General features: G+C 37.8%; 22 protein-coding genes and 1 other annotated feature. Of the genes, 19 read left to right on the top strand and 3 right to left on the bottom strand.

All coding sequences use genetic code 11. The features are described 5' to 3' along the window. Nucleotides 1–278 precede the first annotated feature (278 nt). The 12 genes from secDF to KPL75_RS08700 all read left to right on the top strand — a co-directional run bounded on the left by secDF (nucleotide 279) and on the right by KPL75_RS08700 (nucleotide 15,240). Entirely contained in the window at nucleotides 279–2,543 is a 2,265-nt protein-coding gene (gene secDF / locus KPL75_RS08755) for a protein translocase subunit SecDF (RefSeq protein ID WP_219920376.1), read from the top strand. A gap of 154 nt (nucleotides 2,544–2,697) precedes the next feature. Beyond that, nucleotides 2,698–3,591, top strand: a complete 894-nt coding sequence (locus tag KPL75_RS08750) for a cation diffusion facilitator family transporter (protein ID WP_219920375.1) — start codon at nucleotides 2,698–2,700, stop codon at nucleotides 3,589–3,591. 101 nt (nucleotides 3,592–3,692) lie between these two features. Then, on the top strand, nucleotides 3,693–6,014 hold the full coding sequence (gene recJ, locus KPL75_RS08745) for a single-stranded-DNA-specific exonuclease RecJ (RefSeq protein WP_219920374.1): 2,322 nt from the start codon (nucleotides 3,693–3,695) through the stop codon (nucleotides 6,012–6,014). A 65-nt stretch (nucleotides 6,015–6,079) separates the two neighbouring features. Beyond that, nucleotides 6,080–6,592: an adenine phosphoribosyltransferase gene (locus tag KPL75_RS08740; protein WP_000346222.1), complete on the top strand. Its 513-nt coding sequence runs from the start codon at nucleotides 6,080–6,082 to the stop codon at nucleotides 6,590–6,592. A gap of 212 nt (nucleotides 6,593–6,804) precedes the next feature. After that, entirely contained in the window at nucleotides 6,805–8,988 is a 2,184-nt protein-coding gene (relA, locus tag KPL75_RS08735; RefSeq protein ID WP_002145623.1) for a GTP diphosphokinase, read from the top strand. A 17-nt stretch (nucleotides 8,989–9,005) separates the two neighbouring features. Beyond that, nucleotides 9,006–9,446 (top strand): D-tyrosyl-tRNA(Tyr) deacylase, encoded by a 441-nt coding sequence (locus KPL75_RS08730; RefSeq protein ID WP_046197788.1) that lies wholly within the window; start codon nucleotides 9,006–9,008, stop codon nucleotides 9,444–9,446. A gap of 267 nt (nucleotides 9,447–9,713) precedes the next feature. Continuing rightward, nucleotides 9,714–10,046, top strand: coding sequence for a YrdB family protein (locus KPL75_RS08725; protein ID WP_219920373.1), 333 nt, complete (start codon nucleotides 9,714–9,716; stop codon nucleotides 10,044–10,046). Between the two features lie 79 nt (nucleotides 10,047–10,125). Further along, nucleotides 10,126–10,317, top strand: a complete 192-nt coding sequence (locus tag KPL75_RS08720) for a damage-inducible protein DinB (RefSeq protein ID WP_219920372.1) — start codon at nucleotides 10,126–10,128, stop codon at nucleotides 10,315–10,317. Nucleotides 10,318–10,401: 84 nt separating this feature from the next. Next, nucleotides 10,402–10,578: a hypothetical protein gene (locus KPL75_RS08715; RefSeq protein ID WP_001242605.1), complete on the top strand. Its 177-nt coding sequence runs from the start codon at nucleotides 10,402–10,404 to the stop codon at nucleotides 10,576–10,578. 54 nt (nucleotides 10,579–10,632) lie between these two features. Then, nucleotides 10,633–10,863: a binding site (T-box leader), on the top strand. A gap of 69 nt (nucleotides 10,864–10,932) precedes the next feature. Then, on the top strand, nucleotides 10,933–12,204 hold the full coding sequence (gene hisS, locus KPL75_RS08710; protein WP_033728251.1) for a histidine--tRNA ligase: 1,272 nt from the start codon (nucleotides 10,933–10,935) through the stop codon (nucleotides 12,202–12,204). Between the two features lie 12 nt (nucleotides 12,205–12,216). Further along, the gene (gene aspS, locus KPL75_RS08705) at nucleotides 12,217–13,992 is read left to right on the top strand and encodes an aspartate--tRNA ligase (RefSeq protein WP_219920371.1); all 1,776 of its coding nucleotides are present in this window, start codon (nucleotides 12,217–12,219) and stop codon (nucleotides 13,990–13,992) included. Nucleotides 13,993–14,472: 480 nt separating this feature from the next. Beyond that, on the top strand, nucleotides 14,473–15,240 hold the full coding sequence (locus KPL75_RS08700) for a tRNA threonylcarbamoyladenosine dehydratase (RefSeq protein ID WP_000903181.1): 768 nt from the start codon (nucleotides 14,473–14,475) through the stop codon (nucleotides 15,238–15,240). 158 nt (nucleotides 15,241–15,398) lie between these two features. Here the strand turns inward: KPL75_RS08700 and KPL75_RS08695 are convergent, their stop codons facing one another. Then, the gene (locus KPL75_RS08695) at nucleotides 15,399–16,040 is read right to left on the bottom strand and encodes an RsfA family transcriptional regulator (protein ID WP_002145629.1); all 642 of its coding nucleotides are present in this window, start codon (nucleotides 16,038–16,040) and stop codon (nucleotides 15,399–15,401) included. Nucleotides 16,041–16,077: 37 nt separating this feature from the next. Beyond that, nucleotides 16,078–17,364: a replication-associated recombination protein A gene (locus tag KPL75_RS08690; protein ID WP_219920370.1), complete on the bottom strand. Its 1,287-nt coding sequence runs from the start codon at nucleotides 17,362–17,364 to the stop codon at nucleotides 16,078–16,080. Nucleotides 17,365–17,654: 290 nt separating this feature from the next. Between KPL75_RS08690 and cymR the strand changes: the two genes are divergently transcribed. From cymR to KPL75_RS08655, 7 genes are all read left to right on the top strand, one after another. After that, the gene (cymR, locus tag KPL75_RS08685) at nucleotides 17,655–18,071 is read left to right on the top strand and encodes a cysteine metabolism transcriptional regulator CymR (protein ID WP_000704117.1); all 417 of its coding nucleotides are present in this window, start codon (nucleotides 17,655–17,657) and stop codon (nucleotides 18,069–18,071) included. Nucleotides 18,072–18,106: 35 nt separating this feature from the next. Beyond that, nucleotides 18,107–19,252 (top strand): cysteine desulfurase family protein, encoded by a 1,146-nt coding sequence (locus KPL75_RS08680; RefSeq protein ID WP_219920369.1) that lies wholly within the window; start codon nucleotides 18,107–18,109, stop codon nucleotides 19,250–19,252. 16 nt (nucleotides 19,253–19,268) lie between these two features. Continuing rightward, nucleotides 19,269–20,384, top strand: a complete 1,116-nt coding sequence (gene mnmA, locus KPL75_RS08675) for a tRNA 2-thiouridine(34) synthase MnmA (protein WP_002160392.1) — start codon at nucleotides 19,269–19,271, stop codon at nucleotides 20,382–20,384. A 110-nt stretch (nucleotides 20,385–20,494) separates the two neighbouring features. After that, complete coding sequence (locus KPL75_RS08670) at nucleotides 20,495–21,154, top strand: tetratricopeptide repeat protein (RefSeq protein ID WP_219920368.1); 660 nt, start codon at nucleotides 20,495–20,497, stop codon at nucleotides 21,152–21,154. Nucleotides 21,155–21,261: 107 nt separating this feature from the next. Beyond that, nucleotides 21,262–23,598: an SF1B family DNA helicase RecD2 gene (locus KPL75_RS08665; protein ID WP_219920367.1), complete on the top strand. Its 2,337-nt coding sequence runs from the start codon at nucleotides 21,262–21,264 to the stop codon at nucleotides 23,596–23,598. Between the two features lie 127 nt (nucleotides 23,599–23,725). Then, nucleotides 23,726–23,914: a hypothetical protein gene (locus KPL75_RS08660; protein WP_002015288.1), complete on the top strand. Its 189-nt coding sequence runs from the start codon at nucleotides 23,726–23,728 to the stop codon at nucleotides 23,912–23,914. An 18-nt stretch (nucleotides 23,915–23,932) separates the two neighbouring features. After that, nucleotides 23,933–24,061, top strand: a complete 129-nt coding sequence (locus KPL75_RS08655) for a YrzQ family protein (RefSeq protein ID WP_002015286.1) — start codon at nucleotides 23,933–23,935, stop codon at nucleotides 24,059–24,061. A 37-nt stretch (nucleotides 24,062–24,098) separates the two neighbouring features. On the opposite strand, the gene KPL75_RS08650 is transcribed toward KPL75_RS08655, so the two are convergent. Continuing rightward, on the bottom strand, nucleotides 24,099–24,311 hold the full coding sequence (locus KPL75_RS08650; protein WP_002122697.1) for a hypothetical protein: 213 nt from the start codon (nucleotides 24,309–24,311) through the stop codon (nucleotides 24,099–24,101). Between the last annotated feature and the right edge of the window lie 128 nt (nucleotides 24,312–24,439).

Below are 24,439 nucleotides of genomic sequence, written 5' to 3'. Positions count from 1 at the left end.
ACTGCAATTGGTTTGTTCTTCCTTTTGCAGTATAATGATAGGTATTGATAAAGAGGAATTAATTATGTCTAAGATTATATATAAAGGAGGTAGTGAAGAGGAAAAATAAATAATGAAAGTGTAGGTATTGTGAAAAGCTTACCGACACAGCTAGTGATGAACTAGCGGAAATACATGTATTTTATAGAAAGTAAGTCTACTAACTAGGCGTATGCACACGTGCAAAAATGAATCGTAAGAGATTTATTGAAAGTGTTAGTAGCAGAAAGAGGGTACATATGGCAAAGCGTGGTACAAGAATTGCCGCCTTTTTCCTCATCGTTTTATTAATTGGTGGAGTAATTGGTGCGGCAGGAAAAGACATAGCAAAAGGAATTAGTCTAGGACTAGACCTTCGCGGTGGTTTTGAAATTCTGTATGAAGTAAAACCAGCCAAAAAAGGTGATAAAATCGATCGTGATGCACTTGTAAGTACAGTAGGTGCTCTTGAAAATCGTGTCAATGTTCTTGGTGTAAGTGAGCCGAACATTCAAATCGAAGGGGAAGATCGAATTCGTGTACAGCTTGCTGGTGTACAAGATCAGCAAAAAGCACGTGAAATGTTATCAACACAAGCGAAATTAACATTCCGTGATGTGGATGACAATCTTCTTATGGACGGAACGGATTTAAAAGGCGGCGGAGCGAAGCAAACATTTGATGAGCAAGGCCGGGCGAGCGTAGGTCTTACACTAAAAAGCGCTGAAAAATTCCGTGAAGTAACTGAAAAAATTTCAAAAATGCCACCACCAACGAATTTAATGGTAATTTGGCTTGATTTTGAAGAAGGAAAAGATTCGTATAAAGCAGAAGCTGCAAAACCGAATCCGAAGTTTTTATCAGCAGCAACAGTAAGCCAAGTATTTAACCAAGCTGAAGTATCTATCGTAGGTGGAAACTTCACAGTTGAAAGTGCGAAAGAACTTTCATCTTTATTAAATGCAGGTGCACTTCCTGTTGATTTAAAAGAAATGTATTCAACATCTGTTGGAGCAAAATTTGGTCAACAAGCATTAGAGCAAACGATTTTCGCTAGTGCGATCGGTATTGCTATTATCTTCTTATTCATGCTTGTATTCTACCGTTTACCAGGATTTGTAGCGGTTATTATGTTAGGTTTATACATTTTCGTTACATTACTTGTCTTTAACTGGATGCATGCAGTTCTTACGTTACCAGGTATTGCGGCATTAGTGCTCGGGGTTGGTATCGCAGTTGATGCGAATATCATTACGTACGAGAGATTGAAGGAAGAGCTTAAAATTGGTAAGTCGATGATGTCAGCATTCCGTGCTGGTAACCATCGTTCATTAGCGACAATTTTAGATGCGAATGTTACAACAATTGCAGCAGCTGGTGTATTATTCGCTTACGGTAATAGCTCTGTAAAAGGATTCGCAACAAGTTTAATCGTAAGTATTTTAGTTGGTTTCATTACGAACGTATTCGGTACTCGTTTCTTACTAGGTTTACTTGTAAAGAGCCGTTACTTTGATAAGAAACTATCTTACTTTGGTGTTAAGGAAAAGGATATTATTCCATTAACAAAAGGTGTAGTACATCCACCGACGAGATTTGATCGTATTAACTTTGTAAATATCGGTCATAAATTTTTCTTATTCTCAATTGTAGTTGTAATTGCTGGGGCAATTATATTACCGATTTTCAAAATGAATCTTGGTATTGACTTTGCAAGTGGTACACGTATCGACTTGCAATCAAAACAAGCAACTACTGTTTCTAATGTTCATAAAGATTTGAAAGAATTGAACATCGATGTGAAGGAAGAAGATATTGTACCGACCGGAGATGACAATAAAGGTTTCGCGGTTCGTACATTAGGTGTTCTATCGAAAGATGAAATTGCGAAAACAAAAACATTCTTCCATGATAAATATGGTACGGAGCCAAACGTAAGTACAGTTTCACCGACAATCGGTAAAGAGATTGCACGAAATGCATTTATCGCAGTATTAATTGCTTCTGCAGTAATCGTGTTATACGTAAGTATTCGTTTCCGTCTTACGTACGCAGTATCTGCAGTAATCGCATTATTACATGATGCGTTCGTTATGATTGTTGTATTTAGTCTTTTCCAGATAGAGGTAGACTTAACGTTTATCGCTGCGGTATTAACGATTATTGGTTACTCTATCAATGACTCAATCGTTACGTTTGATAGAAACCGTGAGTTATACAAACAGAAAAAACGAGTTCGCGACATAAAAGACCTAGAAGAAATCGTAAACTCAAGTATTCGCCAAACAATTGGTCGTTCAATTAATACAGTGTTAACAGTGCTGTTCCCAGTAATTGCACTACTTATTTTCGGTAGTGAATCACTGCGTAACTTCTCACTTGCACTATTAATTGGATTAGTTGTAGGTACGTACTCTTCTATTTTCGTTGCTTCTCAAATTTGGTTAATGCTTGAAAACCGCCGTTTGAAAAAGGGCAAAAACAAGAAGAAGGTTGAGAAAGAAGTATCTGAACCGCAAGTATAAAAAAGGTGATGCCTCATTATGAGGCATCTCTTTTTTCGTTTGTGGATACAATAAGATAGCAACTTTTGAAAGAATAAAATGGAAGAAAGTGGTGGTGTTATCGTTGTTTTTGTTACAATAAAAAGATAGGTTAAGAAAAGAAGGGATTTTAATTATGGAAAAAGATGAACGTTTTAAACAGGCCGAGTTTGGTGCCATCGTCGGGATCGTTGGTAATATTATATTAGCGATTATAAAAGCGGTAATTGGTTATATCGGGAACAGTAAAGCGCTATTGGCGGATGCAGTGCATTCTGGATCAGATGTAATTGGTTCGCTAGCTGTACTTTTTGGATTGCGAGCAGCAAAGCAGCCGCCTGATGAGGATCATCCGTATGGTCATGGTAAAGCGGAATCGATTTCAGCAATTATTGTTGCGGTATTATTATTTATTGTTGGATTGGAAATCGCGATTTCGTCTATAAAAGCTTTTTCGCAAGAACTAGAACCGCCGAAAGGAATTACGATTTTTGCTGTTATTTTTTCTATTATCGTGAAAGAAGGAATGTTTCAATATAAATTCCGGTTAGGGAAGAGGATAAAAAGTGATGCAATTATTGCAAATGCATATGAACATCGTTCGGATGTGTTTTCTTCAATTGCAGCTTTAATCGGCATTTGTGCAGCTATTATCGGTGGTAAGTTAGGTATAGATTGGCTTGTATATGCCGATCCAATTGCGGGATTATTTGTTTCGATTCTCGTTGCTAAGATGGCGTGGAGTATTGGAGCAGAAGCTATTCATGCAACGCTCGATCATGTTCTGCATGAAGAAGATGTTGTTCCGCTTAGGGAGGCAGTTTTTCAAGTGGAAGGTGTGAAAAAAATCGGCTCTTTATATGCAAGGGAACATGGTCACTATGTTATTGTTGATATTAAAATATCTGTAGATCCATATATCACTGTAGAAGAAGGTCACCGCATTGGAAAACATGTAAAAGAAACACTTATGAAACAAGATAACGTACAAAATGTTTTTGTACATATTAATCCGTATTCTCCAAATTAAACATAACTAATATTTAATTATATAGATATTGAATCGTAGTTTGCATTATATTGTCACCCCTTAATCTGTCTTGTATAATGGATAGGTTAAGGGGTGATTTCGTGTTACAACCGAAGACGCGTTGGAAAGAAAAAAAATATAATGAGGAACTAGTGAGTGAATTAGCAAATAAATTGCAACTATCACCTCTTGTGACTTCATTATTTCTCGGCAGAGGCTTAAATACAGAAGATAAGATTGTAGACTTTTTAAATATAGCAGATCAAGAATTTCATGATCCATTTTTACTTGAAGGAATGGATCGGACTGTAGAACGTGTGAAAAAAGCTATTGAAAATGGAGAACAAATATTAATATTTGGCGATTATGATGCGGACGGAGTAAGTAGTACGACTGTGTTATATCTTGCTCTCAAAGAATTAGGTGCAGAAGTAGAGTTTTATATTCCAAATCGTTTTACTGAAGGTTATGGACCAAATGAAGAAGCGTTTCGTTGGGCGCACAGTGCAGGGTTCTCACTAATTATCACTGTCGATACTGGTATCGCAGCGGTACATGAAGCGAAGGTAGCGAAGGAACTTGGAATAGATCTTATTATTACAGATCATCATGAGCCACCACCAGAATTACCAGAGGCACTTGCCATTATTCATCCGAAATTAGAAGGCGGTGTTTATCCGTTTCATTATTTAGCGGGTGTTGGTGTTGCATTTAAAGTTGCACATGCACTTTTGGGCCGTGTACCAGAGCATTTGTTGGAAATTGCAGTAATCGGTACGGTAGCCGATTTAGTATCGCTTCACGGTGAAAATAGATTGTTAGTACAGCGTGGACTGAAGCATATGCGAATGACTCGAAATATCGGTTTAAAGGCGTTATTTAAAGTTGCTAACGTTTCGCAAAGCGAAATTACAGAAGAAAGCATCGGATTCTCACTCGCACCTCGTATTAATGCAGTTGGTCGTTTGGAGGATGCAACACCTGCTGTACACCTTTTATTATCAGAAGATCCAGAGGAAGCGAAAGAGCTAGCTGAAGAAATTGATGAGCTGAACAAACTTCGAAAAGATATTGTAAAGCAAATTACAGAAGAAGCTATCGCTGAAGTAGAAAATAAATTCCCGCCGGAAGAAAATAAAGTATTAGTCCTTGCAAAAGAAGGTTGGAATCCAGGGGTAATTGGAATTGTCGCTTCTAAGTTAGTTGAACGTTTTTATCGTCCGACGATTGTATTAAGCATTGATCCTCATAAAGAAACAGCAAAGGGATCGGCTCGTAGTATTGCAGGATTTGATTTGTTTGCAAACCTTTCAGATTGCCGTGAATTGTTACCGCATTTCGGAGGTCATCCGATGGCGGCGGGAATGACGCTTAATATGAATGATGTGGATGAATTAAGACGCAGGTTAAATGAGCAAGCAGATGTAATTTTAACAGCAGAAGATTTTATTCCGATTACAGCAGTGGATGCATTTTGTAAGGTAGAGGATGTAACGCTTGCCGCGATTGAGGATATGCAAAAGTTAGCGCCATTTGGCGTAGGAAATCCGAAACCACGTATTGCGGTGAAAGATGCTGACTTAGAAAGTATCCGTGCAATTGGATCTGATGGTTCGCATTTAAAAATGGCTCTTCGTGATGGACAAGCAACACTGGACACGATTGGATTTGGATTTGGTACTTATGCGAAAGAAATCTCTCCAGTTGCGAAGGTTTCTGTAGTAGGAGAAGTGTCCATTAATGAATGGAATAACTTTAAAAAGCCGCAATTAATGGTGCAAGATATTGCTGTAGAGGCATGGCAATTATTTGACTGGCGTAGTATGCGTAATGTAGAAGCAAATTTAGCAGAACTTCCGAAAGAAAAAATAACCATGGTGTATTTTTCTGAAGAGGTATTGAATAAGTTTTCTGTAGACGGCTATAAAGAACAGCTCGTGCATGCATCAGAGGTAGCTCATTTTGAGAATCAATACATTGTGCTACTTGATTTGCCGAAAGGAACAGATGAATTAGGTGATGTATTTAAGACTGGATTCCCAGCTCGAATTTACACGCTATTTTATCAAGAGAATAATCATTTATTTAGTACGGTCCCAACGAGGGAACACTTTAAATGGTACTATTCTTTCTTAAGCCAAAAAACACCATTTTCTTTAAGGCAATATGGGGAACAACTGTGTCGTCATAAAGGTTGGTCAAAAGATACAGTAAATTTCATGACACAGGTGTTTTTTGAGTTAGAATTTGTTACAATAAAAGACGGTGTCATTTTTATGGCCGACAAAAAACAAAAGCGTGATTTAATTGAATCGAACACATATCGTGAGAAAATGAACCACTTACAATTAGAAAAAGAATTGGTTTATAGCACATATCAGCAACTATATACATGGTTTGAAACGATTCGTAATCATAAATAAGTAGAACAGTTAGGGTAAAGGATTTGTATTTACAAACCTTTTATATCTGAGGAGGATTCAGAAATATGGATTTCAAGCAACATATCGCAATTGTACCAGATTATCCGAAAGAAGGTATTGTGTTCAAAGACATTACACCTTTAATGAATGACGGAAAAGCATATAAAGCAGCAACAGATGCAATCGTTGAGTATGCAAAAAAAAGAGACATTGATGTTGTAGTAGGACCAGAAGCACGTGGTTTTATTATCGGTTGCCCAGTTTCTTATGCATTAGAAGTAGGTTTCGCACCAGTTCGTAAATTAGGAAAATTACCACGTGAAGTAATTACAGTTGACTACGGTAAAGAATATGGAACGGATGTTTTAACAATCCATAAAGATGCAATTAAGCCAGGTCAACGTGTATTAATTACAGATGATCTATTAGCTACAGGTGGAACAATCGAAGCGACAATTAAACTAGTTGAAGAACTTGGCGGAGTTGTAGCAGGAATTGCATTCTTAGTAGAGCTTACTTACTTAGATGGTCGTAAAATGTTAGATGGTTACGATGTATTAGTATTAGAAAAATACTAATCATTATATAGGTGAAACTACGGTGATAAAAAAAGTACCCGTGAATCTCTTGGAGAGGAGCGGGTACTTTTGTATAATTGCACAAAAAAACATGGTGAAATGTCAGTAAAATCTTTTCCTTTTCACAATTCACAATCATTGGGTTATAATGATAGAATATAATTTATTCTACTTAATAAAGATAAAGTCAATTTTCAATAAAAGGTGATTCGATGGCAAATGAGCAAGTACTAACAGCTGAACAGGTACTCGAGAAAGCAAGTCAATATTTAGCGGATGAAGATATTGAGCTAGTGGCACGTGCCTATGAATATGCGCGCGATGCACATAGCGAACAATATAGAAAATCGGGTGAACCATATATTATTCACCCAATTCAAGTTGCAGGTATTTTAGTTGATTTACACATGGATCCAGCTACAGTTTCGGCAGGTTTCTTGCATGATGTAGTGGAAGATACAGAAATTACACTAGAAGATATTGAACGGGAATTTAATAAAGAAATCGCTATGCTTGTCGATGGTGTTACAAAGCTCGGAAAGATTAAATATAAATCTCATGAGCAGCAACAAGCAGAAAACCATCGCAAAATGTTTATCGCAATGGCTCAAGATATTCGAGTTATTTTAATTAAACTAGCTGATCGTCTTCATAACATGCGTACATTGAAACATTTGCCTCAAGAGAAGCAGCGTCGCATTGCGAATGAAACGTTAGAAATCTTTGCACCTTTAGCACATAGACTCGGAATTAGTACTATTAAATGGGAGTTAGAGGATACGTCACTTCGCTATTTAAACCCGCAGCAATATTATCGTATTGTAAATTTAATGAAGCGTAAACGTGCAGAGCGTGAAGAATATTTAGATGAAGTAATGACTGGTATTCGTGAGAAATTAAAAGAGGTTTCAATTCAACCTGAGATTTCTGGAAGACCAAAACATATTTACAGTATTTATCGTAAAATGGCATTGCAAAATAAACAGTTCAATGAAATTTACGATTTATTAGCTGTACGTGTCGTTGTAAATAGTATTAAAGATTGTTACGCGGTGCTTGGAATTATTCATACGTGCTGGAAGCCAATGCCGGGTCGTTTTAAAGATTATATTGCAATGCCGAAAGCAAATCTATATCAATCTCTTCATACAACTGTAATTGGACCGAAAGGTGATCCGCTAGAAGTGCAAATTCGTACGAAAGAAATGCACGAAATTGCAGAATTCGGTATCGCGGCACACTGGGCGTATAAAGAAGGGAAAACAGCAGAAACAACTGGTACATTAGAGAAGAAACTAACTTGGTTCCGTCAAATATTAGAATGGCAAAATGAAGCTTCTAATGCAGAAGAGTTTATGGAGTCATTAAAAATTGATTTGTTCTCTGACATGGTATTCGTCTTCACACCGAAAGGCGATGTAATGGAATTACCACTTGGATCTGTTCCAATTGACTTTTCGTATCGTGTCCATTCAGAGATCGGGAATAAAACAATTGGTGCAAAAGTAAATGGGAAAATGGTGACGCTTGATTATAAATTAAAAACAGGTGACATCATTGAAATTTTAACATCGAAACATTCGTATGGACCGAGTCAAGATTGGGTAAAACTTGCTCAAACATCTCATGCGAAAAATAAAATTCGTCAATTCTTTAAGAAACAACGTAGAGACGAAAATATTGAAAAAGGCCGTGAACTTGTTGAAAAGGAAGTACGTGGTCTAGAGTATGAGATGAAAGAAGTGTTAGCTCCTGACAATTTAAAACGTGTTGCTGAGAAGTTTAACTTTGCAAATGAAGAAGATATGTTTGCAGCAGTTGGATATAGCGGGATTACAGCGTCGCAAATTGTTACGCGACTAACGGACAAGTTCCGCAAACAACGTGAAGAAGAAGAAATCGTTGAAGTTAAAGAAGTTCGTAAACCGATGAAAATTCGAAAATGGGATTCTGGTGTAAAGGTAAGTGGTGCAGATAATTTATTAATCCGTTTATCGAAATGCTGTAACCCGGTTCCAGGCGATGATATTGTTGGGTATATTACGAAAGGCCGAGGTGTATCGATTCACCGCCGTGATTGTGTAAATGTTCATACAGAAGAAGCTGTAGAGCGCTTATTAGAAGTAGAGTGGGAAGGTAGCCCTGAAAAAGAAATTGAATACAATGTTGATATTGAGATTTCAGGTTACGATCGCCGTGGTTTATTAAATGAAGTATTGCAAGCTGTTACGGAGACGAAAACGTACATTTCAGCTGTTTCTGGTAGAAGTGATCGTAATAAGATGGCAACGATTAACATGTCGATTTCTATTCGAAATTTACAGCACTTGAAGAAAGTAGTAGAGCGCATTAAACGTGTTCCAGAAATTTATGCCGTACGACGCATGATGCATTAATAGGGAGTGTAGAAAAGATGAGAGTTGTTTTACAACGATCAAAAGAAGCGTCTGTCACAGTAGATGGTGAGATTGTAGGACAAATTCCATTCGGTTTAACACTACTAGTTGGCATTACGCATGAAGATACAGAAAAAGATGCAACTTACATCGCTGAAAAAATTGCAAACTTGCGTATTTTTGAAGATGAGAGCGGAAAGATGAACCATTCAGTACTTGATGTAGAAGGACAAGTTCTATCTATTTCGCAATTCACATTATACGGAGATTGCCGCAAGGGAAGACGTCCAAACTTTATGGATGCTGCGAAACCTGACTATGCAGAGCGTTTATACGATTTCTTTAATGAAGAAGTTCGTAAGCAAGGATTGCATGTAGAAACAGGGAAGTTCGGAGCAATGATGGAAGTTTCTTTAATCAATGATGGTCCGGTGACCTTAATTGTGGAAAGTAAATAGTGTTGCCGGGGAAGAGAGGATTATATGATCCTCTCTTTTTTATACTTTGTTGTATGTTTTGTTCATTTATCCCGCATTAACGGGCAGTAAGACCCCCACCTCAAAATTCAGTGGAAGCAAAGAAGTTAGGTGGGGGATCAACTGCCCGTAAAAGCCCGATTGGTTCAACTAATAATCAGTGGGGGATGAACAAAACCCCCACTGATTAAAGTTTCACTTTATCATAGGATTAATTTGAAGGGGAATAAAAGGAAAAGAAGGTGTAGCATGCTTCAAGAATTCAATATAGCTTTACGTTTTATGCTAGAGTTATGTGTTCTTGGGATTGTTGGGTACTGGGGATTTCGAGTAGGAACAATAACGGCTATAAAAATTACACTTGCGATTATTCTTCCGATTATTGTTGCTGTCATATGGGGGGTATTTGGAGCACCACATGCAGAATGGGAAGTACAAGGTATATTGCATACGCTGTTAGAAATTATCGTGTTTGGAATAGGTGTTGCAGCGTTGTATCATTTGAAGCATCCTATGCTGGCGAGCGGACTGGCTATTATTATTGTTGTAAATCGAATATTAATGTTTATTTGGAATCAATAGCTCGGGTCATTAAGTATATAGTATAATGTAAAAAATGGTAAAAGTATTTGAATGTATGTGTGGAAAGGGGAGATAGTATATGAATTGGTCAATCTTTAAAGATTTGAAGTTTTCATTGCGATTGAGCTTAGCTATTCTTTTACATGCATTAGGAGTTACTTTCGCAGTGTTAAGTTACAGTACTTGGGTAGTATTTGTAATTGCAGCAATGGTTGTAACATTATTTATGATTCAAAGAGCGGATTACTTATATAAGAGTAGTATGGAATAACGTTATTTGTTTGTACGTATAACTAACTCATCAATATGGAACAATAAAAAGTAAAACATCCATATTGAATGTGAGGGATATAGTATGCGTATGAATGAAAAAGGGCATTCTGTTACAAATGGTGCAAATCAACTGTTTAACGTGAATTTTCATGATTTTATTTCAAAAGAGCAAAACAATACTTCAATGGAACTTGCTTCTGAGTTCGGAATTTCTCTTCAAGATGTAAAGCGTCTAAAGAAGCAGATTGAACGCTCTTAGAGCACTTGACAATCCTACTCAACAAACGTATAGTAATTTTATATTTACATATGAATATAACCGTTGATAGAGAAGAGTAAATGAGACACACATGGAAAGAGAAGAAATGTCTTAGGCTGAAAACATTTCTACATGATGACTGATTGAATGACACTCTGTAGGTTTCAACTTGAACAGCATATATGCTTAGTAGAGATGAACGCATATTTAAGCGTTATTAAAAAAGTGGAAGCATACGTGCTTCAATTAGGGTGGCACCACGGGTATAATACTCTCGTCCCTACTGTTTAAACAGTAGAGACGGGAGTTTTTTTATTTTTATTAAGATTAAAACAATTTGAGGAGGAACTGAATATGTCTATTCAAATCCCACGCGGAACGCAAGATATCCTTCCGGGTAGCGTTGAGTTATGGCAGTATATCGAAGGGCAAGCACGCGAAATTTGCCGTCGTTACAATTATAAAGAAATTCGCACACCAATTTTTGAACACACTGAGCTATTTTTACGTGGTGTTGGTGATACGACAGATATCGTACAAAAAGAAATGTACTCATTCCAAGATCGTGGAGAGCGCAGTTTAACATTACGTCCAGAAGGTACTGCACCTGTTGTACGTTCTTACGTTGAAAATAAAATGTTCGGTGATGCAACACAACCAACGAAATTATACTATATCGGTCAAATGTTCCGTTACGAAAGACCACAAGCAGGTCGCTATCGTCAATTCGTACAATTCGGTATTGAAGCAATTGGTAGTAACGATCCAGCAATTGATGCAGAAGTAATTGCACTTGCTGTAGAGTTTTACCGCGGTATGGGCTTAAAAAATATTAAAGTTGTATTAAATAGCTTAGGTGATGCAGCGAGTCGTCAAGCACACCGTGATGCGTTAATTGCTCACTTTGAGCCGCGCATCGGAGAATTCTGCTCTGACTGTCAATCTCGCTTAGAAAAGAACCCTCTTCGTATTTTAGACTGTAAGAAGGACCGTAACCATGAATTAATGGGAACAGCACCATCTATTACAGAATACTTAAATGAAGATTCAGCAGTATACTACGACAAAGTACAAGAACTACTAACGATGATGGATGTTCCATTTGAAAAAGATCCAAACTTAGTACGTGGTTTAGACTACTACCAACACACTGTTTTTGAAATTATGAGTGAGGCAGAAGGTTTCGGTGCTATTACTACATTAAGCGGTGGTGGCCGTTATAACGGACTTGTACAAGAAATCGGTGGACCAGAAATGCCAGGTATCGGTTTTGCGATGAGTATCGAGCGTTTAATTATGGCGCTGAAAGCTGAAAACATTGAGTTGCCAATTGAACATAGCATTGATTGTTACGTTGTAGCGCTTGGTGAAAAAGCGAAAGACCGTGCTGCAAAAGTTGCGTTCGATCTTCGTAAAGCTGGATTATCAGTTGAAAAAGATTATTTAGATCGCAAAATGAAAGCACAATTTAAATCTGCAGATCGTTTAAATGCGAAATACGTAGCTGTATTAGGGGAAGATGAGCTAGATAAAGGTATCATTAACTTAAAAGATATGGCAACGGGCGGACAAGAAGAAGTAGCGTTAGATGTATTTGCTTCATATGTAGCAGAGAAATTAATATAGGGGGAACTTAAAGTGGCTGAAAGAACACATGCATGCGGAAAAGTAACAGTAGAAGCGGTTGGACAAACAGTTCAATTAAAAGGTTGGGTACAAAAACGCCGTGATTTAGGTGGATTAATCTTTATCGACTTACGTGACCGTACAGGTATCGTACAAGTTGTATTTAACCCAGAAACATCAAAAGAAGCGTTAGAAGTAGCAGAAACGATTCGTAGCGAATACGTATTACACGTAGAAGGTACAGTTGTTGAACGTGGTGAAGGCGCAATTAATGACAATATGGTAACTGGTCGTATTGAAGTACAAGCAACGAAAGTAAACGTATTAAACGCAGCGAAAACAACGCCAATCATTATTGCTGATGATACAGATGCGTCAGAAGATGTGCGTTTAAAATATCGTTATTTAGACTTACGTCGTCCTGCAATGTTCAACACATTCAAAATGCGTCATGACGTAACGAAAACAATTCGTAACTTCTTAGATACAGAAGAGTTTTTAGAAGTTGAAACACCAATTTTAACGAAGAGCACGCCAGAAGGAGCTCGCGACTATTTAGTACCAAGCCGTGTGCATGATGGTGAATTTTATGCATTACCTCAATCTCCGCAGCTATTTAAACAGCTTCTTATGGTCGGTGGATTTGAGCGTTACTATCAAGTAGCACGTTGTTTCCGTGACGAAGATTTACGTGCGGACCGTCAACCAGAATTCACGCAAATCGATATCGAGGCATCATTCTTAACGCAAGATGAAATTTTAGAAATGATGGAGCGTATGATGACGAAAGTTATGAAGGATGCAAAAGGTGTAGAAGTTAATGCGCCATTCCCTCGTATGAAATATGCTGATGCAATGGCTCGATACGGTTCTGATAAGCCGGATACACGCTTTGAAATGGAACTAACAGACCTATCTGAATTTGCAGCAGGCTGTGGCTTTAAAGTATTTACAAGTGCTGTAGAAAACGGCGGACAAGTAAAAGCAATTAATGCAAAAGGCGCTGCGAGCAAATACTCTCGTAAAGATATCGATGCATTAACTGAATTCGTAAAAGTATACGGTGCAAAAGGTCTAGCTTGGCTTAAAGTTGAAGAAGATGGCCTAAAAGGACCGATTGCAAAATTCTTCGGTGAAGAAGATGCAAACGTGTTAATGAGTACATTAGAAGCTAATGCTGGCGACTTATTACTATTCGTAGCAGATAAAAAGAGCGTTGTTGCAGATAGCTTAGGTGCACTTCGTTTACGTCTAGGTAAAGAGCTTGAGTTAATTGACGAAAGTAAATTTAACTTCCTATGGGTAACAGATTGGCCACTTCTTGAGTACGATGAAGATGCAGATCGTTACTTCGCAGCTCACCACCCATTCACAATGCCATTCCGTGAAGACGTTGAGTTATTAGAAACAGCGCCAGAAAAAGCACGTGCACAAGCATATGACCTTGTATTAAACGGTTATGAGCTTGGTGGTGGATCACTTCGTATTTACGAGCGTGACGTACAAGAAAAAATGTTCAAAGCACTTGGATTCTCACAAGAAGAAGCGCAAGAACAATTCGGATTCTTATTAGAAGCATTCGAATACGGTACACCACCACACGGCGGAATTGCATTAGGTTTAGACCGTCTTGTTATGTTACTTGCAGGTCGTACGAACCTTCGTGATACAATTGCATTCCCGAAAACAGCAAGCGCAAGCTGCTTGTTAACAGAAGCGCCAAGCCCAGTTGCAGAAGCTCAGCTTGAAGAGCTAAGCTTAAAATTGAGCGTGAAAGAAGAGAAGTAAAAATAGAGTCTAGATGGTTATACTAACCCCATCTAGGCTTTTTTTGAAAGGTTGTTTAAAAAGTCCGGTTCAGATAACTGTCGCAGCTCATCGTTACGTATGCTAGTCCGGTGCTCGAGTAGTAAAGCTACACTGCGCTCCTCCTTTTTAAACGTATATTGAAGAGTTTATTTAAAAAGTTCGGTTCAGATAACTGTCGCAGCTCATCGTTACGTATGCTAGTCCGGTGCTCGAGTAGTAAAGCTACGCTGCAATCCTCCTGGCGACAGTGCCTCGATCTGCTCGGCCATCTGAATCCTCCTTTTTAAACGTATATTGAAGAGGAAGTTAAAAAAAGTCTGGTTCAGCTAGTGGTCTTATGTTTTATTTTTTCTCTTTGAATATGTATTTTTAGGAATTCTATAACTTTTTCTATACAAATAGTCGGAAAAACGCTAGAATACATGGTAGACCATTTTTGTAATAGGAGTGTAGAGCTGAATGTTACATCAATTTTCACGTAATGAATTAGCCTTTGGAAAAGAAGGCCTTGAAATATTAAAAAATAGTACAGTCGGTATTTTAGGAATTGGCGGCGTAGGGTCATTTTCGGCAGAAGCGTTAGCACGTTCTGGCGTAGGACGTCTTGTATTAGTTGATAAAGACGTTGTAGATATTACAAACGTAAACCGTCAAATCCACGCGTTAGTATCTACTGTAGGACGTTCAAAAGTAGAATTAATGAAAGAGCGTATTGCAGACATTAATCCAGAATGTGAAGTAATTGGACTAGAGATGTTTTATACAGATGAAACATATGAAGAGTTTTTTAAACACGGTTTAGATTTCGTAGTAGATGCATCTGATACGATTACGTTCAAAATTCATTTAATTAAGCAATGTTTACGTCGTAAAATCAAAATTATCTCATGTATGGGTGCGGCAAATAAAATGGACCCAACTCGTTTCCGTATTGCGGACATTTCTAAAACACATACAGATCCAATTGCGAAAGTAATTCGTACGAAGCTTCGTAAAGATGGTATTAAAAAAGGTGTAAAAGTTGTCTTCTCTGACGAAAACCCAATCGTAATTCGTGAAGAAGTACGTAAAGAAATCGTACCAGACGAAAATGCAAAAATTCGTAAAGCGAAATTACCGCCTTCTTCAAATGCATTTGTACCATCTGTGGCTGGTTTAATTATGGCGAGTCACGTTGTACGTGAACGTATTAAAAACGTAGAAGTGAAGCGTGTAGGGCAAGAATAAAAAAGAAAGCATATATCCGCCTGGGGTATATGCTTTTTGTATGTTTTAAAGAAATATTGATGTCGAATCGTTAATATAATTTCATTTAATGTGGTGCTGTTTCACTAAGGGGGAAAAAATAGGGATGTCACTTAGTTGAAAAAGTGGCATCCCTGTTTTTAATTTTCTGCAGAATATATAATATCTAAATTTCCATTTTGATCGGTTTTGAAAATCGGAGCAATTTGCTCTTCTTGTTCTTCGACCGAAACAAGTTTTCGAGCACGATCCATAATTCTAACAAGCATTGCATAATCTTCTTCGATTGCTTGTTGTTTTTTTGTGAGAACAGCTAATTTTGCTTCAAGTTCATTATTCGTTTTTTTCAGGGAAGTGAGCTGATCTTGTAATACGTCATTTTCAGTTTGTAACTTTGCGAGTGAAGGGTTATTGTGTTCCAAGTTTTGCAAAAATGAGATGACATTTTGCATTGTAAGATCTTGTTTATTTGGGGCAATATCTTCTGAAAACTCGGCATCGATTACGAGTTGCCGAGTTTGTGTGAACTGCTCTTTTTCTATTTTAGCTTCCGAACGCTTTAATTCTTTACGTTGTTTTTTTGCAATTTGCACCGCATCTTCATAATATGGTCTTACTTCAGCATTCCATCTAAAGCCACAAGCTGCTGAAGTTCGGTTTAATGTATCACCAACTTCATCGAATGCTTTTATTTGTGTACTTCCACTGCGAATATGTCGTAAAACAGTTTCAGCTAACAGGAGATCGTCTTCTTTTGTCCATGCATCTTGACGTGTTTTCATAAGCGAAGCCTCCGTAATGGTGACGTTTTCGCTTATATTACCCTTTATTTTTCGTTTTATGCGAACTTTGTAATCTTTCATAAACTGTAGAAAGTGCTTGTTCAAATTTTCCTGTCGTTTTCGGTTTGTAATATTGCTTGTTTTTAATTTTATCAGGTAAGTATTGTTGTTGTACCCACCCATTTGGCTGATCGTGTGGATACAAGTATCCGATACCCCTACCTAACGATTCGGCGCCTTTGTAATGACTATCTTTTAAATGACTTGGAATGTCACCTGTTTGACCGTTACGCAAATCGTGTAATGCAGCATCAAGCGCTTTATAAGCTGAATTTGATTTTGGTGATAAGCAAAGCTCGATAACGGCATTTGCAAGTGGTATGCGTGCCTCTGGGAAGCCGACTCGTTCAGCTGATTCAATTGCTGCAAGTGTACGTTGTCCAGCTTGTGGGCTAGCAAGTCCTATATCTTCATATGCCATAATAAGCAGACGTCTACCGATGCTTTGTAAGTCACCTGCTTCAATAAGACGTGCTAAATAATGAAGTGCGGCGTTCACATCACTTCCGCGTACTGATTTTTGAAAAGCAGATAGAACGTCATAGTGAGCATCGCCACCTTTGTCGTGAACGAAACTCTTTTTCTGTAAACATTCTTCAGCAATTTCAAGTGTAATTTCCGCAGCTTTATCGTCAGTTGTAAAGCTAGATAAAACAGCTAGTTCAAGTGCATTATAAGCTGAGCGCATATCACCGCCTGATGCATTTGCAAAGTGATGTAATGCTTCAGCCGTGACAGTTACATCATATTCCCCAAGCCCTTTTTCGTTATCTTCAAGCGCTCGTTTTAAGCCAATTAAAATATCATCTTCTGTTAATGCGTGTAATTCGAAAATTTGACAACGACTTCGAATAGCAGAATTAATAGCATGGAATGGATTGCTTGTCGTTGCACCAATTAAAGTAAGAAGTCCGCTTTCTAAATGGGGTAATAGAAAGTCTTGCTTCGCTTTATCTAGCCTATGAACTTCATCCAAAATTAAAACGAGGTGTCGATGCATCTTCGCTTCTTGTATGACAACTTCCATATCTTTTTTATTATGAGTAACAGCGTTTAAGAGGCGAAACGGGGTTCCAGTACTTCCTGCAATTGCGCTAGCGATTGATGTTTTTCCTGTGCCTGGAGGACCATATAAAATCATTGATTGAAAATGATTTGCTTGGACCATTCGCCATAAAATCTTGCCTTCACCAACTAAATGTTGTTGTCCGATAATTTCTTGAATATTTGTAGGGCGCATTCGATGTGCGAGTGGTTGTTTCATTTGACCCTCTCCCTTAATGTATAATCTCATTCTATCGTATCATTTTTTTTGATGAAATTTGAAATAGGATGCTGTTTTGTGGGAAAAATGAATATTAATATTTTCATTTTTCTTTCAATTGTAATAATTTCCGAGTTTTTCAATGTGATTTTATGTTATCATTTTGATACACAAGTTGAAATTTCTTATAATACTATATTATGCTATAATTTCATAGGATTTTAAATTGTGTTCTTTTATAAATAGGATATAACCAATAGAAGTGAAAATTTGAAATGAGGTGCAAATAGATGAAGATTTCAACGAAAGGCCGCTACGGCTTAACAATTATGATCGACCTTGCAAAAAAGTTTGGTGAAGGCCCAATTTCATTAAAATCAATAGCGCAGGCACATGACCTATCTGAGCATTATTTAGAGCAATTAATTTCACCACTCCGTAACGCTCGTCTTGTAAAGAGTACGCGCGGGGCATATGGCGGATATGTATTATCTGATCAGCCAGTCAACATTACAGCTGGAGATGTAATCCGTGTACTAGAGGGTCCAATTAGTGTTGTAGAAATGATAGAAGAAGAAGAACCAGCACAACGCCAATTATGGATGCGTGTTCGTGATGCGGTGCAAGAAGTATTAGATAGTACAACTTTAGAAGATTTAGTACGTTATGAGGAAGAAAATCACGGGGGCTATATGTTTTACATTTAATTCCTTGTGAAACGATTTGGAAAGAAGGAGATTTAATGGAACGCATTTACTTAGATCATGCTGCGACATCTCCGACTCACCCAGAAGTGGTCGAAAAGATGATTCCATATATGACAGAAATATTTGGAAACCCGTCTAGTATTCACTTTTATGGGCGTCAAACGCGCCATGCGGTAGATGAGGCGAGACGTGTGTGTGCACGTAGCATTCACGCGAGTCCAAATGAAATTATATTCACGAGCGGTGGTACAGAAGCTGATAATTTAGCACTTATAGGTGTAGCGCGCGCGAATCGTCACAAAGGTAACCACATTATTACAACGCAAATTGAACATCATGCGATTTTGCATACGTGTGAATTGTTAAAGCGTGAAGGATTTGAAGTGACGTATTTACCTGTTGATGAAACAGGGCGTGTTCAAGTTTCTGACATACAAAAGGCACTAACAGAAGAGACGATTCTTGTATCTATTATGTTCGGGAATAATGAAGTAGGGACAATGCAACCAATTGCGGAAATAGGTAAGCTGTTAAAAGAACATCAAGCTTATTTCCACACAGATGCTGTACAAGCCTACGGTTTATTATCGATTGATGTGAAAGAATTTGGAATTGATTTATTATCAATTTCAGCTCACAAAATTAACGGGCCAAAAGGTGTCGGGTTCCTATATGCTGGTGCAAATGTGAAGTTTGAACCGTTATTAATAGGCGGAGAGCAAGAAAGAAAACGCCGTGCTGGTACTGAAAATGTACCTAGTATTGCCGGACTGCAGCAAGCAATTTTGATAACTGAAAAAACTCGTGAGCAAAAAAATGCCCAATATGAAGAGTTTAAAGATATAATGGTATCTGTCTTCAAAAATGAAGACATTACTTTCGAGGTAAACGGAAACTTGGAATATCGCTTACCACATGTGTTTAATGTAAGTTTTACAGGAATGAATATTGAACCATTTCTTGTAAACTTAGACTTAGCTGGCATCGCAGTATCAAGTGGTTCTGCTTGTACAGCTGGTTCGATTGACCCATCACATGTATTAGTGGCGATGTTCGGAAAAGACTCCGATCAAATACGTTCATCCGTACGCTTTAGTTTCGGTCTTGGAAATACGAAAGAGCAAATTGAAAAAGCGGCGTACGAAACAGTGAAAATCGTGAAGCGATTAACACAAAATTAGCATGGGAGGTGACATGATGAACAAACTACCTCACGAAACACGCGTTGTCATCGGGATGTCCGGTGGCGTCGATTCATCTGTAGCAGCTCTTTTATTAAAAGAGCAAGGTTATGATGTAATCGGAATTTTTATGAAAAACTGGGATGATACAGATGCAAATGGTGTCTGCACAGCAACAGAAGATTACAATGATGTAATTGAAGTGTGTAACCAAATCGGCATTCCGTATTATGCAGTAAACTTTGAAAAACAATACTGGGATAAAGTATTTACGTACTTTTTAGATGAGTACCGAGCTGGTCGTACACCAAACCCAGATGTAATGTGTAACAAAGAAATTAAATTTAAAGCATTTTTAGAGCATGCAATTGCACTTGGTGCTGATTATGTAGCAACAGGCCATTATGCACGTGTTGCTTATATGGACGGCGAATATAAAATGCTTCGCGGCGTTGATGACAATAAAGATCAAACATATTTCTTAAATCAATTAAGCCAAGAGCAATTATCAAAAACAATGTTCCCATTAGGTGAATTAAAGAAACCACAAATTCGCGAGATGGCGACAGAAGCTGGTTTAGCGACAGCAGCGAAGAAAGATAGTACTGGTATTTGCTTCATCGGTGAGCGTAACTTTAAAGATTTCTTAAGTAACTATTTACCAGCGCAACCAGGTGTGATGCAAACATTATCTGGTGAAGTAAAAGGGAAACATGATGGTTTAATGTACTATACAATTGGACAACGTCATGGTCTTGGTATTGGTGGTAATGGTGATCCATGGTTTGCTGTTGGAAAAAACTTGAAAGAAAACATTTTATATGTTGACCAAGGATTCCATAACGAACTTCTATATGGTGATGAAGTTATTGCTACGAATGTAGGCTGGGTAAGTAATAAAGCGAAGGAAAAAGAATTTACGTGTACAGCGAAATTCCGTTATCGTCAAGCAGACAATAAAGTAACGGTTCAAATCGTTGATGAAAATACAGTTCGTATTCTTTGTGATGAGCCAATTCGTGCGATTACGCCAGGCCAAGCAGTTGTTTTCTATGATGGAGATGAGTGCTTAGGCGGCGCTACAATTGATGAAGTATATCATAGTGGTAAGAAATTAGATTATTTAGGATAACACGAGAAGCCTCTGCCGATTAGCGGTTAGAGGTTTCTTTTACATAAAGCGAATTTTTGTTCGCTTGGAAAATACATTCTTTGTTATAATTTGTTGTAGAGGTGAAGGACATGTCAAACAAACTTGAAACAGGTATTAAATATATGCGAGAAGGAAACTGGGAAGAAGCAGCTAAAAATTTCACAGAAGCAATCGAAGAAAATCCGAAAGATGCGCTTGGATACATTAACTTTGCGAATTTATTAGATGCATTAGGTGATAGTGAGCGAGCAATTTTATTTTATAAACGTGCATTAGAATTAGATGATAAATCTGCGGCTGCTTATTATGGTCTAGGAAACGTATATTACGGTCAAGAGCAATTTGCAGAGGCGAAGGGTGTATTTGAACAAGCGATGCAAGCGGGATTACAATCAGCGGATGTAACATTTATGTTAGGTATCACACATGTGCAACTTGGAAATGATCGTCTTGCACTTCCATTTTTACAAAGAGCGACGGAATTAGATAAAGACGATGTAGAAGCTGTTTTCCAATGCGGACTTTGCTTCGCGCGACTAGAACATATTCAAGAGGCAAAACCTTATTTTGAAAAGGTATTAGAAATGGATGAAGAGCATGCAGATGCGTATTATAATTTAGGTGTTGCGTACGTATTCGAAGAAGATAACGAGAAAGCTCTTACTTTATTTAAGAAAGCGACTGAAATTCAGCCAGACCACTTTTTAGCTGGTAATGGTATTCGTTTATTAGAGCAAGAAGCTGAATAAAGTGAAATTATAGTTTAATGCGCAGTTACCCCTCATCTAAAGATTGTGAAAGAGGTGGGGGATGTACTGCTCATTAAAGTGAAAAGAACTCGGAAAGGAGAGGAAATATGGGAAATCAACATGCAATGGATTTGTTTGAGGAAGAGAAAAAATTTATAAAAGCGCAAGTTCTTCATACCATTTTCCACAACGAAGAAAACCTCTATTCCGTTGTCAGTATGAAAGTCATTGAAACGAATGAAACATACGACGAAAAAAAAGTAATGATAAACGGTCATTTTCCCCGTATGCATGAAGATGAAGTGTTTACATTAACAGGTCATTTTAAAGACCACCCAAAGTATGGGAAACAATATTTAGTTGAAACGTTTAAGAAAGAATTGCCACAAACAAAAGCAGGTATGGTGCAATATTTAGCAAGCGATTTATTTAAAGGGATTGGAAAGCGTACAGCCGAAAAAATCGTTGATCATCTAGGTGAGCATGCGATTTCTAAAATTATGGATGATCCCGATGCGTTAAATGGTGTTGTAAACAAGCAAAAAGCGCAGGAAATATATGAGACGATTATTGAGCATCAAGGGCTAGAGAAAGTGATGAGTTTTTTAAATGGCTACGGTTTTGGAACAAAACTTTCTATTAAAATTTATCAGCAATATAAAGAGATGACATTAGAAGTGATTCGTAATAATCCATATAAGCTTATTGAAGAAGTGGACGGAATTGGGTTTGGAAGAGCAGATGATATAGGGCGTGCAATCGGAATAACGGGCAATCATGACGACCGTGTACGTGCAGGGTGTTTTTATACGTTAGAGAATATTTCATTACAACTCGGTCACGTGTATATGGAAAAAGGTCAGCTTGTAAGAGAAACGATGTCACTTTTAAATAATCAAGAAGGCAGAGTGACTGAGGAAGATATTGTAGGCTGCGTTGAAATGATGCAAAGTGAAGGGAAAGTCATAATAGAAGAAGAGCGAGTGTATTTAGCTTCTTTATTCTATTCTGAGAAAGGCGTTGTAAAGTCAATTCGTCGTCTTATGAATCAAGAAGAAACCCCGGCATTCCCTGAAGCAGAAGTGTTAAAAACATTAGGAGAAATTGAAGAACAGCTAAAGGTGCAGTATGCGCCGCTTCAGCAAGAAGCAGTTCAAACTGCACTTCATAAGCCGATGATGTTATTAACAGGTGGACCAGGAACGGGGAAAACAACAGTTATTAAAGGAATTGTTGAAATGTATGCATCACTTCACGGAGTATCCTTAAATCCGAATGAATATAGTGATGATAATCCATTTCCAATATTATTAACGGCTCCAACTGGAAGAGCAGCGAAGCGAATGAGTGAATCGACAGGGCTTCCGGCGTGCACAATTCATCGTCTGCTCGGTTGGACGCCAGAAGGGTCTTTCCAGCGTAATGAAACCGATCCAGTACAAGGAAAGTTACTCATTATTGATGAGTTTTCAATGGTTGACATTTGGCTTGCAAATCAGCTATTCAAGTCACTTCCGACAAATATTCAAGTTATCGTTGTAGGTGATGAAGATCAGTTGCCATCTGTAGGACCTGGACAAGTGTTAAAAGATTTATTGAATGCAGGTGCGGTTCCAACGGTCAAGCTTACAGAAATTTATCGTCAAGCGGAAGGGTCATCTGTTATTCAACTTGCCCATGCGATAAAAGACGGAACACTTCCACCAGATTTAGCGCAAAATAAAAAAGATCGTTCATTTATCAGCTGTACAGGAGCCCAAATCGTTGAAGTTGTAAAAAAAGTATGTGAAAATGCCAAGACAAAAGGATTTAGTGCAAGAGATGTACAAGTATTAGCGCCGATGTACCGTGGGCCTGCTGGTATTAATGTGCTGAATGAAGCATTGCAAGAAGTGTTTAATCCGAAAAAAGAAAAGAGTAAAGAAATTGCTTACGGTGATGTTGTATACCGCAGAGGTGATAAAGTACTGCAACTCGTTAATCAGCCAGAGAGCCAAGTGTTTAATGGTGATATCGGAGAAATCGTTTCGGTGTTTTATGCGAAAGAAAACGTTGAGCAACAAGATATGATTATCGTTTCATTTGATGGGATTGAAGTAACCTATACAAAGCCAGATTTAAATCAAATTACACATGCATATTGCTGCTCGATTCATAAATCACAAGGTAGTGAATTTCCGATTGTTATTATGCCGATTGTAAAAAGCTATAACCGTATGTTACGTCGTAATTTAATTTACACGGGTATTACAAGGAGTAAGAAATTCCTTATTATTTGCGGGGAGGAAGCAGCTTTTCAATCCGGTGTAAATCGTCTTGATGATGCAATGCGTCAAACGACTTTAGCTGGTCGATTGCAAGAATCACAAGGCGAAGTGCAGTTGGTGACGGTTAATGGTGAAGAAATGGACGTGGAAAACATTTCACCGTATGATTTCATGTAACAAGGTGAAATTATATAATGAAACTTTCAAACGTATAACGTTGGAAGGCTCTAGCAATGTATAAATGAATGCAGTTTGGACATAATGGCGAATAGAATCTGGGAGACTGTAAGGAGATGAAAGCCATATGTTCAGTTGTCCAAATTGCAAAGGGAAAGACATCGGAAAAATAGGTGTCAACCAATTTTATTGCTGGAATTGTTATATCGAATTATCGGTTTCAAAGGGGAAAATCCATACACATCAAGTAGAGGAAGATGGTTCATTAAGCTCTCTTGATGATTTATTTGATGATAATGAAAGAACGATCGGATAACGAAAAGGGGGATTTACTTTGAATCTACGCAATTCATTAATCGCATTAGGTGTTGGAGCTGCAGCGTATCAATATGCTCGCAAACAAGATGTATTCTCAAAACGCAATGTGAAAAAAGCACGTAAGATGATTAAGTCTTATTTATAAGGTGTAAAAAACTCCCTTCATGATAAGGGAGTTTTTTTTATGCGCTTGTATGCAAATATAAAAGTCCGATTTCAGAGAAGAGATAAGATAAACCGTAACATCCAACGCCAAGCATTCCATAATGCCATAAGTGCTTCGCTCTTTCTTTTCGCGAGGAGCGAATAAAGAAGCCTTTCCAAATACCAAACCCGATACAAATCCATTCAAGAAGCATAAAAAGTGCGGATAATACAAGCATAAATAAGACCATTATGAGCCCTCCTGATTATATTTTGACATTTTGTATTTTCAGGGGTGGTTGTCCTTATTATGTTAAATATATGTACGTCTTTAAAAAACAGTATGGTCTGTATAAAAAGATTTTAAAACTTTTGCACA

The sequence above is a fragment of the Bacillus sp. NP247 genome, from assembly GCF_018966865.1.
In the GTDB taxonomy this organism is placed as follows: domain Bacteria; phylum Bacillota; class Bacilli; order Bacillales; family Bacillaceae_G; genus Bacillus_A.
The sequence above is the reverse complement of the archived record's forward strand: the minus strand, read 5'-3'. Positions and strand labels throughout refer to the sequence as shown.